This window comes from Sporichthya polymorpha DSM 43042, assembly GCF_000384115.1.
Taxonomy (GTDB): domain Bacteria; phylum Actinomycetota; class Actinomycetes; order Sporichthyales; family Sporichthyaceae; genus Sporichthya; species Sporichthya polymorpha.
The window spans coordinates 342,944-354,189 of the sequence record NZ_KB913029.1 but is presented as its reverse complement, the minus strand read 5'-3'; the positions used below and the strand labels follow the sequence as shown (position 1 = coordinate 354,189).

Here is an 11,246-nt window from a genome sequence, read left to right as displayed (position 1 = left end):
TCTCAACTCATGACCTACGGGGGAAGTTGAGCATTCGCCGCGCGTTCGTCTCCACGATCATCTCGACCTCGTCGTCAGGGACCTCGGCGAGTGCTGCGGCCGCCACCTTGCGGCTGTTCGGCCACACGGAGTCGGAGTGCGGGTAGTCGATCTCGATGCAGATCCGGTCGACCCCGATCTTCTGGCGGTTCGCAACGCCGAAGGTGTCCTCGATGAAGCAACCCCAGAAGTGCTTCCGGAAGAGCTCGGACGGGCGCGTGTCGAAGTCGATCTTCTGGTACCAGCGGTGCTTCTCCCACGTCTGGTCACAGCGTTCCAGCACGTAGGGGATCCATCCGATCCCGCCTTCGGCGAGGGAAATCTGCAGGTTCGGATGGCGCTGCAAGGTGCCGCTGAACAACAGATCCATCGTCGTCCACATGAGGTTTGTCGCGAATGCGGCAATCGCCACCGCGAATGGTGCATCCGGTGCGGTCATCTCGGCGCCAGCGACGCGGGAATTGATGAAAGAGAATCCCGGGACATAACCACTCGACCCGAAGTGGAGTGACGCCGGCATCCCTGTTTCCTCGAGCACGGACCACAGCGGATCCCAGTGTTCACTGTGGAACGACGGCAGGCCGAGCGGAACGGGACTATCGGGAAACGTCACCGAGCGCGCACCCTTCGAGGCCATCCGCTGCGCCTCACGAACGCTCAGGTCGATGTCCCAGGTCGGGAGCAGGGCGAGCGGAATCAACCGATCCGGGGCAGATGCGCACCATTCGTCAACGTTGAAGTCGTTCCAGGCCTGCAGACTGGCGAACGCCAGATCCTTGTCCTGGGAACGGTGGAAGATGCCACCGGCGAAACCTGGGAACGAGGGGAAGCACAGCGCCGCCTGAACGCCGTCAAGATCCATGTCCTTGACCCGCTCAACCGGGTCGTAGCAGCCCGGGATCATGTCCTCGTACCGGACAGGGTCCATGCCGAATTCGGACGGAGGCTTGCCCGCCACGGCGTTGAGGCCGATCGTGGGGTAGACGGTCCCGTCGTACTCCCACATGTGTTTGCCCTCGACCTCGCGGATCTTGGGGCCGGCCTCCTTGAAGCGCTGGGGGAGACGGTCCTGAAAAACCCGCGGGTGCTCGATCAGGTGGTCGTCGACCGAGATGATCTGGTGATGGTCCTGGAGAGGCACGTCGGAGCTCCTCAAGCGCGGAGATAGAGGTAGACAATCTAACTCAATAGGTGGCCGCTGTCAGCGTCATCGTTCGAAGTTCCCGGCACCGCTGGACAGCGCACGACAAAACGCCATAATAGTTAGATCATTTACCCGTAGTGGCCTGGGGGTCTGCATGTCCGCGCCCGTCATCGTGTCTGCCTGCCGCACGCCGATCGGCACTGCCTTCAAAGGAACCTTGACGCAGACCTCGGCGCTCGACCTCGCCGGCGTCGTCCTCGCCGAGGCCGTCGAACGTTCGGGAGCACCCGCCGATGCTTTCGACGACGTCATCCTTGGCGAGTCCATGTACGGCGGAGGCGTGATCGCGCGATACGCCGCGGTGGCTGCCGGGTTGACGGAGGTACCCGGAATGGCCGTCAACCGGCACTGCGCGACCAGCCTGTCCAGCCTCTGCATGGCGGCCGGTTCGATCGCGGCTGGTATGGATCAGTTGGTGATCGCCGGCGGCGTGACGTCGGCCTCGACCGCTCCGCGCACCCTGTGGCGCATCGGGGTGTCCGATGAGTGGGAGGAAGCCTTCTCGCCGTCGCACCCGGATCGCGCGGACGCGCCCAACGTCGACATGTCCGTCACGGTCGGTTGGAACGCCGCGCGCAGTCGCGGTGTCTCGCGGGAAGAGATGGACGACTGGGCGCACCGCTCGCACGAGCGTGCGGTGGCCGCCCAGGACGCCGGGCTCTTCGACAGCGAGATCGTCCCAGTTCCTGTTCTGTTGCCCGATGGGACCACAGCCCGCTTCGAACGCGACGAACATCCTCGTCGCGGAGTTCCCCGGGAGAAGCTGGCAGCGCTGAAAGTCCTCCATCCCGAGATCGAAGGCTTCAGCATCACCGCGGCCAACTCCAGCGGCGTCAACGACGGCGCTGCTGCTCTCGCGGTGGCATCCGAAGCGCGCTCCGGCGAGCTCGGCCTTCCCGTCCTCGGGCGAGTGCTGTCGTGGGCATCCGTGGGCGTTGATCCTCACGACACCGGCCTGGCGCCGATCAAGGCTATCCCGTTGGCGCTGAAGCGGGCGGGGTTGAGCATTGCCGATGTGGACTTGTGGGAGATCAATGAAGCGTTCGCAGTTGTCCCGCTTGTCGCCTGTCGCGAGCTGGGGATCGACGACGGCATCGTGAACGTGAGCGGAAGCGGGTGCAGCTTAGGCCATCCGATCGCCGCCACCGGTGCCCGGATGGTGGTCACCCTCACGCATGAGCTAGGCCGCCGGGGCGGCGGGATCGCGGTGGCCGCCATGTGCGCGGGCGGCGGGATGGGAACCGCGGTCGTGCTGGACATCGCCAGCGTTTGAGGTGGCTGCCTTGCCGGACACCGTCCCCCGAGTGACGTCAGACGTTCTCTCCCTCGAACAACTTGACGAGTTGGCCTTCGAGGGATGGGCGCGTCGCGGGCCGCCGCATCAGATCTATGGCGGACAAGTGGTCGCGCACGCCCTGCTCGCTGCGGCCCGAACCGTGCCGCCGGGGCGAATGGTTCACTCCCTGCATTCGCAGTTTCTTGAGCGAGGCAACCCGCGAGAGCCTATTCGGTACTACGTGACACGGGTTCGAGACGGTGGAACGTTCACCTCGCGGCAGACCGTCGCCGTTCAGGCCGGGCGCACGATCTTTACGCAGGCTTCCTCGTTCCAAGAGGAGCGGTCGGGCATTACTCACCAGCTCCCCCGCATCGAATCACTGCCGGATCCCGCTGCCCTTCCGAGCACCGATAGCCGGATGGAAAGGTTGGACGAACAGACCCGCGAGTGGTGGCGAGTTCTCGGGCCCATGTTCCCGATGGAGATCCGGTTTCTGGATGAGCCTGCTCGTGCGTGCAGTGCCCGCGGCGAGCGAGTCCCGCCCAGAGAACGCTTCTATGTGCACTTCAACGATGGTCTCTCCGGCGACGCCGCGATCCACGCCGGTGCATTGGCCTACCTGTCCGATCTTTTCTTGCTCTCCGCCAGTGTGCTCCCGCACGGCCTGCTCGTCGGACCGCAGGTGACGGTGACCAGTCTCGATCACTGCATCTGGTTCCATCGTCAGGTCCGCGGCGACGAATGGCTGCTGCACGACATCGAGTCGTCCTGGGCCGGCGGCGGACGTGCCCTCGCGCGCGGCCACATTTTCGCGATGGACGGCGGCTTGGTCGCGACCACGATGCAGGAGGGGGTCATCAGGAGCGTGGGCTAGCCAAGACCTCCGACGGCGTATATCGTTTATTAAGTTTACTGAATGGTCGAAGGAGTCACGTGGACATCAACGGGTGCGCTGCTCTGGTCACCGGAGGAGCCGGGGGACTGGGTGAGGCGACCGTGCGGCGGCTCGTTGCCGACGGCGTCAACGTGGTGATCGCGGATCTCGCCGATGACCGCGGTGAGAAGTTGGCTGCTGACCTCGGGGATCGCGCGATCTACGTCCGGACGGATGTGCTCGACGACGCGAGCGTTGCCGCAGCTGTCGAGACCGCGCAGTCGCGTGGTGGACTTCGCCTCGCGGTGGCCGCTCACGGAGGGTGGGCCGCGCAGATGCGGGTGTTGGGCCGGGATGGCAGTCCCATGCCACAGCAGTTGTTCGACAAGACCGTGGCGCTCTACCTCTCGGGGACGTTCAATGTGCTCCGGCAATCGGCTGCCGCCATGGCCAGGTTGGAGCCTCAGGATTCCGGTTGCCGCGGCGTCATCGTCAACACAGCGAGCATCGCCGCTTTCGAAGGACAGATCGGGCAGTCGGACTACGCCGCGGCCAAGGGCGGAGTTGTTGGCCTGGGTCTGGCGGCCGCGCGTGATCTCAGTGCTGTCGGCGTCCGCGTCGTCACCATCGCGCCCGGAACATTCTTCACGCCGGCGTTCCAGATGGAGGAGGAGGAGGCGCAGGCAACCTGGGGGAGCTCGGTGCCTTTCCCCAAGCGGATGGGGCGGCCCGCCGAGTACGCGGCGCTGGTCGCGACCATCGTCGACAATGACTACCTGAACGGTGAAACGATCCGTATCGACGGGGCTCAGCGCTTCGGGCCCAAGTAGTGCCCAAGTAGTAGGGAAGAAGTAGGGACACGTTGTGGAATTGAAGATTGGGCAGCGCCTGCGTAGTCAGGTGGACGAAACCGAAGTCGTCGTCGTGAGGGCACCCGCTGGGTCGATCGAACTGACCTGCGGTGGGCACCCGATGATCGACCAGGCGGCGGCCCCGGCGGACGGTCTCAACCTGGTCGAAGGCGAGGCATCCGGTGTCCACCTGGGGAAGCGCTATGCCGATGCCGCGCAGACGGTTGAGCTGTTGGTCACAAAAGCGGGCCGGGGCAGTCTCAGCCTCAATGGAGAGGTTCTGGAACCGAAAGTGGCGAAGCCCCTACCCGCCAGCGACTGAGCGGCGGGACTCACGCCCGTGAGCCTCACGAAGATTGCGATCGCGATAGACGACGGCGAACTCGCCACGACCGGAGGCCACATCGATACCGTCGATACTGACGGTGCCGGTTCCCACCACTCTGTTTCCGGATCCGTCGTCGGCGAGGGTGGCGGTCCCGACAACCCGGGCTAGTGATCCTCGTCCCGGCGCCAGGTAGTGGGTCTCCAGAGCGGTGGTCCGTACCGCACGATCGGCGGGAACCTCGAGGCGGGCGGCCACGCCGATCGCGGTGTCCAGCAGGACGCAGGCCAGGCCGCCGTGCAGCATGCCCTGGATGTAGCGCATATGAGGTTCGATGTTGAGCGATAGCACCACGTTTCGTGGTTCCAGCGTGACGACCGCGATCCCCATCCAGGTCATGAATGGACGATCTGCGATCCACGCGCGGACCTCGCCAAGATCCACCTGTTCCGGCAAGACGATTCCCTTCGGCTTCTTCGGCCGAGAGCGCACACTGGGCGACGCCCTTTCGTAGTATCAGCTTACTGAATACATTAAGGAGACTCCATGGGTCGGTCGATCTTCGAGCCGGAGCACGAACAGGTCCGCCGCACGACCCGTGAATTCCTCGATCGTGAGGCACTGCCTCACCTCGAACGATGGACCGAGCAAGGTCACGTCGACCGGGAGATCTTCTGCCGTGCCGGCGAGATCGGCCTGCTCGGCATGGACGTCCCGACCGAATACGGCGGAGCCGGAATGGACGACTACCGGTACAACGTCGTTGTCTCGGAGGAATGCGCGCGCGGCGGAAGTGGGGTTGGCCTGACCCTGCAGAACGACCTCATCGCGCCGTACATCAAGTCCCTCGGCACCGAGGGGCAGAAGAAGCGCTTCCTCACCGGTATCACCTCCGGTGAACTTCTCGGATGTATCGCCATGTCCGAGCCCGGTGCCGGCTCCGACCTGGCCGGAATTCGGACGAGTGCCCGCCGCGACGGCGACGACTGGGTGCTCAACGGCAGCAAGACCTTCATCAGTGGTGGCATCCTGGCCGACTTCGCCATCGTGGTCACCCGGACCGATGCTGAGGCCGGCCACAAGGGCTTCACCCTGTTCCTGGTCGAGGACGGGATGCCCGGGTTCGCCAAGGGCAAGAAGCTGGACAAGATCGGCAACCGGGCCAGCGACACCGCGGAGCTCTTCTTCGACAACGTGCGGGTGCCGGATGCCAACCGTCTGGGCGAGATCGGTGGAGGTTTCTACGCCCTGATGCGTAATCTCCCTCAGGAGCGGCTCGGCATCGCCATTATCGGGCTCATTGCGGCCGAGCGGGCCCTGGAGATCACGATGCAGTACGCGAAGGAGCGCACCGCGTTCGGCCAGCCGATCGGCCAGTTCCAGGTCAATCGCCACGCCCTGTCCGAGATGCACACCAAGTTGACGATTGCCCGGGTGTACATCGATCACGCGATCATGGCGGTCACCCGCGGCGAACTGTCCGCCCAGGAGGCCGCCGGCGCGAAATGGTGGATGAGCGAGCTTGAGTGGGAGGTCGTGGATCGCTGCATGCAGATGTTCGGCGGTTACGGCTACATCAATGAGTACGAGATCGCCGCGATTTGGCGGAACTCCCGGGTGCAGCGCGTGTACGGCGGTACTACGGAGATCTTGAAGGACCTGGTGGGCCGGGGCCTCGGCTTCTGAACCAGGGCACACCGTCCGAATCAGCGAACAGACGACCGAGCAGGCGACCGAGGACAACGAGGAGATCGAGATGGGCAAGCTCGACGGCAAGATTGCGCTAATCACGGGCGCGGCCCGTGGCCAGGGCCGTTCTCACGCGGTGCGGTTCGCCGAGGAAGGCGCCGACATCATCGCCACCGACCTGTGTGATCAAATCGCAAGCGTCGAGTACCCCATGGCGACGGAGGAGGACCTCGCCGAGACCGTACGGCTCGTCGAATCGACCGGACGCAAGATCCTGGCGACCAAGGTCGACGTCCGCGACTACGACGCCATGGAACGCGCCGTCACGGACGGGGTGAACGCTCTCGGGGGCCTTGACATCGTCGTGGCCAACGCGGGGATCATGCCCATCTGCGGCGACGGTGGGCGCTCGGTGCAGGCGTGGCGTGACGCCATCGACGTCATGCTCACCGGTGTCTTTAACACCACGCATCTGACCGTCCCGATCTTGCAGGCCCAGGGCCGCGGAGGCTCGATCGTGATCATCAGCTCGACCGCCGGAATGCGCGGTCTCGGTGTCAACCCTGGAAGCCTCGGCTACGGCGCAGCCAAGTCGGCGGTCGTCAATCTGACGCGCTCGTACGCCAAGTCCTTGGGGCCGGACATGATTCGCGTCAACTCCATCCACCCGACCGCGGTCAACACCCCCATGGTGGTCAACGAAGCCTTCGGCACCTTCGTCGCCGAGAACCCGCAGATCGCCGAGGCCTTGCAGAACACGATGCCGGTACCGATGGTCGAGCCCCTCGACATCACCAACGCGATCATGTATCTCGTCTCCGACGAGGGCCGTTACGTCACCGGTCAGCAGTTGGCGGTCGACGCGGGGTTCCTGGTCCGCTGACGTCGAACGGCAGTCGTCCATGGACCGTGATCCCGCGGTCATCGCAGCTGAGGAGTTCCACGTGGGACCGTTGCAAGGAATCAAGGTCGTGGAGGTCGCGGCCTGGGCGTTCGTGCCCTCGGCCGGCGCCGTGCTCGCCGACTGGGGCGCCGACGTGATCAAGGTGGAGCCGTCCGCGTCCGGGGATCCGCTCCGTGGCCTGCAGATGGGTGGGTTGCTGCCTCCGGAGGCGCCGAAGGTCAACTTCATGGTGGAGTTGATGAACCGCGGTAAGCGGAGCATCGGCGTCGATCTGCGCAGCGACGAAGGCCGCGAGGTGCTCATGCGCCTCGTCGAATCGGCGGATGTCTTCCTCACCAGCATGCTGCCGCCCGCTCGCCGGCAACTGGGCATCGACGAGCCTGACATTCGGCTACGCAATCCGGGCATCGTCTACGCACGCGGAACCGGCTGGGGCGCGCGAGGACCGGACGCGGAAAAGAGCGGGTTCGATCTGGCGAGCTTCACCTCACGCGGCGGAATCGCGCACGCCATCACGCCGAAGGGAGTGTTGCCCGCGCCGCCGCGCCCCGCGTTCGGCGACATCATGTCCGGGCTGACCTTGGCAGGCGGAGTGGCCGCGGCGCTGGTCCAACGGGAACGGACCGGGGTCGGCCCGCTCGTGGACGTATCGCTGTTCGGCACGGCGACATGGAATCTGGCGCCCGACCTCGCCGCGGCCAAACTGTACGAAGGCCTCGATCTCGTGACCTTCGAGCCGGGCGAGTATCCGAACCCCGTCACGGGGACCTACGGGACGTCGGATGGGCGCTTCCTCAGCCTGGTACTCCTTGACTCAGATCGATTCTGGCCAGAGCTCGTGAACCGCATGGGCAGGCCCGAGCTGGCGGACGATCCCGAGTTCGCCAGCATGGGGGCTCGGTACCAGAACCGGATCGAGTGCTGCCGCCGGCTCGCCGAACGTTTTGCCAGCGAGAGCCTGGAGTACTGGACGGCGGCCTTCGCTGATTTCGAGGGGGTGTGGGCTCCGGTCGCCAACGCACTCGAGGTGGCGGACGATCCGCAGACCGCTGCCAACGGGTACATGCAGCCGGTCGAGACCGCGGCCGGTCCGTTCCGGACTGTCAGCAGCCCCGTGCAGTTCGACGGTGCTCCACCGGCGCTGGGCCGCGCGCCCGACCACGGCGAACACACCGATGAGGTCTTGCTGGAGTCCGGCTTGGACATGGAACGCATCTTGGAACTGAAAATCTCCGGGGCGGTCCTTTAAGCAACCGAGGCGGTTCAACTTGGCCCAGTTTCTCCGGGCAGGTGAGCCCACGCAGGTCATCGGCGGCGACTTCCCCCCGACAGGACCGCGGGGTCACGAAGGCGCCGGTCCGTGCAAACGTTCACCAGATCTGCCGGGCCCTTGAATCGTCCCGCAGAGAGGAAGGGCTGGCATGATGCAACAGCCGCGCGGATTGGCGAAAGATGTCCCGGACCGCGCCGCCGCAGACGTGCGCTGGAAGCCGGAGCGACTCGATCCGTCCAGCTATCCGGACGGCGTCGAGCTCCCGGTGTTTTACAACGACCTGGACACGAACGCCCACATCAACAACGTGGCACTTGGCCGCTACCTCGAGCATGGGCGATTCGACGCGCATCGTCGCCACGGGATCAACGCGCTCGTTCGCCCGGGTAATCTCCTGACGGCCAGAGTGGCGATTGACTACCTTGCCGAAGGACATATTGGCCGGTCTCTGTCGGTTCGGTTCCGGGTGTCGAGGATCGGGCGGACATCCTTGGTGGAGGAGCAGGGCGCTTGGCAGGGCGGAGTCTGCATAGCGTTGGCGGAGTCCGTGCTTGTTTATGTCGAGGACGGACGTCCCGCCGGCATTTCGGCAGAGCTACGCGCCGCATGCGAATCCCTGATGAGGACATGATGAAGCCTCGTCTGCTCGTCAGATGTCACCCCTGCCGACGAACCCAGTTCCCAGCGGACGACCTTCACCGGCAACCTGCGTTTCGAGTCGAAATGCCTCACCGGCGACAACCTCGGCGGGATGCGCACCGTGAGGACCGCCTCTCGTGAGGACGCGTTCTACCACCACGGCGCTCGGCACACCTCGGCCGCTGAAGTGTGGCCGGCACGACACAAAATGGTGCTCACTGACGAACCGCCGGCTGCAGATGAACCGTCCACGACACGGGGCGGGCACCCCGCAGCCTCCGGGGTGACGTCCGTTGGACCCACTGGGTGAGGAGAAGCCGGCCTGCGCACTCGTCGGCAGGCGAACAGCCGTGGCATCAGGAGGCTCGCGTTGGTGTCGACGCTGAATCATGTTCTCGTCGTCGGCGGGGGTCTCGCCGGCTCTCGCATGTGCGAGGAACTCCGCGATCGCGGGCATTCCGGTCGCATCACTCTGGTGAGTGCTGAGTCTCACCAGCCCTATGACCGTCCACCGCTATCGAAAGACGTCCTGCGCGGCACGTTCTCATCAACTACCTTGCCGGTGGACTACGCCGAGCTCGACGTGGATTTGCTGCTCGGTGTACGTGCAACCGAGTTGCGGGTCGCCGATCACCTCATGGTCACTGACGCAGGTGAGATCGCATACGACGGGATCGCGATCGCGACCGGCGCGGATGCGGTGCGGTTGCCCGGTGATGGGGAGCAACTGACCCTGCGCTCGATCGAGGATTCGTTGGCTCTGCGTGAGCGCTTGAGGCCGGGCGCGCGGGTGGTGATCGTCGGCGCGAGTTGGATCGGAGCCGAGGTCGCGACTGCGGCGCGGGACCTCGGGTGCGCGGTGACCTGCCTCGAGGTGGACAGAGTCCCCCTCGGACGAACTATGGGCGTCGAGGTGGGGAAACGCCTACAGCAGTGGTGGGCCGGCATCGATCTGCGACTCGCCACGGACGTGACTGAGGTCGTAGGCGGCGCGGTTCACCTCTCCGACGGCTCCGAGGTCCCTGCCGATCTGGTCGTCAGCGGAGTGGGAGTGCGACCCGCGACGCAGTGGCTTCATTCCAGCGGGCTTGATCTGGATCGAGGGGTGGTCACCGACCAGCGGCTACGAGCGGCGCCCGGGGTGGTTGCGCTCGGCGACGTCGCTGCCCGCTGGTCCCCGCGCTACCAGGCCCGACTTCGGGTACAGCACTGGGATTCCGCGGCCAGCGGTGCCGCCGTCGCTGTCGGCGCACTGCTCGACCCGGACATCGACGAGCACGACGCGCCGGACCCGATTCCCTATTTCTGGAGCGACCAGTTCGGCCACAAGGTGCAGTACGTCGGCTGGCACACCCTCGAGGACAGCTTGGTCTGGCGGGAGCGGGCCGACGGCTCGTGGACCGCGTTCTGGCTCGACGCCGGCACCAGCTGCCTGCGTGCGGCCTTGGTGTGCGACCTCCCCCGGGAGAATGCGCAAGCGCAGACGGCGATAGCCCGTGCCGTCCCTCTGGACCGCGAAAAGCTGAGCGACCCCTCGATTCCGGTGACCAAGGCAACGTCCTGACCCAACGCCGCCGTGAGTGCACGCCGGGGACGGCGACCGACCGGGCTCGGGCATGGCGCGACGGGCCCCGCTCGCGGTCTTCAGCCGCCAGTGCCGGCACGGAGGCGGGTAAGGATCTCGACGAGTTCGGCGCGGTCCGCGGCGGAGTCCCCGGACGGGCCGTATTCGCGCTCGCCCAGAGCCGTGGTTGCCTTTCGTGCCAATGCCCGGCCTTCGGTGGAGATCGTCACAAGGGTGGCGCGCCGGTCGGAGGGATGCGGGCCGCGGGAGAGCAGGCCACGGGCCTCGAAACGGTCGACGGCCAGCGTCGCCGTCGTCGCGTGGACGAGTAGGGCCCGCGCGAGCCGCGAGACCGGCCGTGCCCCCGCCTCGGATAGCTCCAGAGTCATCAGAAGCAGGTAGTCGGTGAGATTGAGCCCATGCATTTTCAGCTCGCCCCCGATCGACACGGTCAGGAGGCGGTGGAAGCGGAGGACGGAGCTCATCGCGATGAACGCGCCCTCGCCCGGCCCGAGTTCCTGCTGACGCCAGTAATGGCGCGCCAAGGCAACGGGGTCGGTCCTCGGCTCAGCGCTCATGAGGAGGACGACGATGGCCCGAAGGGA

General features: G+C 65.7%; 12 protein-coding genes. 9 read left to right on the top strand and 3 right to left on the bottom strand.

Features of this window, described 5'->3' with window-relative positions:
* Positions 1-7: 7 nt before the first annotated feature.
* On the bottom strand, positions 8-1,180 hold the full coding sequence (locus tag SPOPO_RS0101805) for an amidohydrolase family protein (protein WP_019873072.1): 1,173 nt from the start codon (positions 1,178-1,180) through the stop codon (positions 8-10).
* A gap of 157 nt (positions 1,181-1,337) precedes the next feature.
* Between SPOPO_RS0101805 and SPOPO_RS0101800 the strand changes: the two genes are divergently transcribed.
* From SPOPO_RS0101800 to SPOPO_RS0101785, 4 genes are read left to right on the top strand one after another with little or no spacing between them, the layout of a single operon-like run.
* Entirely contained in the window at positions 1,338-2,516 is a 1,179-nt protein-coding gene (locus SPOPO_RS0101800) for a thiolase family protein (RefSeq protein WP_028984436.1), read from the top strand.
* Between the two features lie 10 nt (positions 2,517-2,526).
* Positions 2,527-3,396, top strand: a complete 870-nt coding sequence (locus SPOPO_RS0101795) for an acyl-CoA thioesterase domain-containing protein (RefSeq protein ID WP_028984435.1) — start codon at positions 2,527-2,529, stop codon at positions 3,394-3,396.
* 59 nt (positions 3,397-3,455) lie between these two features.
* Positions 3,456-4,226, top strand: a complete 771-nt coding sequence (locus SPOPO_RS0101790) for an SDR family NAD(P)-dependent oxidoreductase (RefSeq protein ID WP_019873069.1) — start codon at positions 3,456-3,458, stop codon at positions 4,224-4,226.
* Positions 4,227-4,260: 34 nt separating this feature from the next.
* Positions 4,261-4,569 carry a hypothetical protein gene (locus SPOPO_RS0101785; protein ID WP_019873068.1) on the top strand — a complete coding sequence of 103 codons (309 nt, stop codon included), beginning with the start codon at positions 4,261-4,263 and terminating at the stop codon, positions 4,567-4,569.
* Here SPOPO_RS0101785 and SPOPO_RS0101780 read toward each other — a convergent pair.
* The gene (locus SPOPO_RS0101780; RefSeq protein ID WP_156869480.1) at positions 4,552-5,028 is read right to left on the bottom strand and encodes a PaaI family thioesterase; all 477 of its coding nucleotides are present in this window, start codon (positions 5,026-5,028) and stop codon (positions 4,552-4,554) included. The two genes, SPOPO_RS0101785 and SPOPO_RS0101780, sit on opposite strands and share 18 nt — an antisense overlap.
* Positions 5,029-5,118: 90 nt before the next feature.
* Here SPOPO_RS0101780 and SPOPO_RS0101775 point away from each other — a divergent pair, with 90 nt between their 5' ends.
* From SPOPO_RS0101775 to SPOPO_RS0101755, 5 genes are all read left to right on the top strand, one after another.
* Positions 5,119-6,258 (top strand): acyl-CoA dehydrogenase family protein, encoded by a 1,140-nt coding sequence (locus SPOPO_RS0101775; RefSeq protein ID WP_019873066.1) that lies wholly within the window; start codon positions 5,119-5,121, stop codon positions 6,256-6,258.
* Between the two features lie 70 nt (positions 6,259-6,328).
* Positions 6,329-7,144 carry a mycofactocin-coupled SDR family oxidoreductase gene (locus tag SPOPO_RS0101770; protein ID WP_019873065.1) on the top strand — a complete coding sequence of 272 codons (816 nt, stop codon included), beginning with the start codon at positions 6,329-6,331 and terminating at the stop codon, positions 7,142-7,144.
* A 19-nt stretch (positions 7,145-7,163) separates the two neighbouring features.
* Positions 7,164-8,414, top strand: coding sequence for a CaiB/BaiF CoA transferase family protein (locus SPOPO_RS0101765; protein WP_019873064.1), 1,251 nt, complete (start codon positions 7,164-7,166; stop codon positions 8,412-8,414).
* Between the two features lie 172 nt (positions 8,415-8,586).
* Complete coding sequence (locus SPOPO_RS32180; protein WP_019873063.1) at positions 8,587-9,069, top strand: acyl-CoA thioesterase; 483 nt, start codon at positions 8,587-8,589, stop codon at positions 9,067-9,069.
* Positions 9,070-9,459: 390 nt separating this feature from the next.
* The gene (locus SPOPO_RS0101755; RefSeq protein WP_033385399.1) at positions 9,460-10,641 is read left to right on the top strand and encodes an NAD(P)/FAD-dependent oxidoreductase; all 1,182 of its coding nucleotides are present in this window, start codon (positions 9,460-9,462) and stop codon (positions 10,639-10,641) included.
* 80 nt (positions 10,642-10,721) lie between these two features.
* Here SPOPO_RS0101755 and SPOPO_RS0101750 read toward each other — a convergent pair whose 3' ends face one another.
* Positions 10,722-11,219, bottom strand: a complete 498-nt coding sequence (locus tag SPOPO_RS0101750) for a MarR family winged helix-turn-helix transcriptional regulator (protein ID WP_019873061.1) — start codon at positions 11,217-11,219, stop codon at positions 10,722-10,724.
* Positions 11,220-11,246 lie beyond the last annotated feature (27 nt).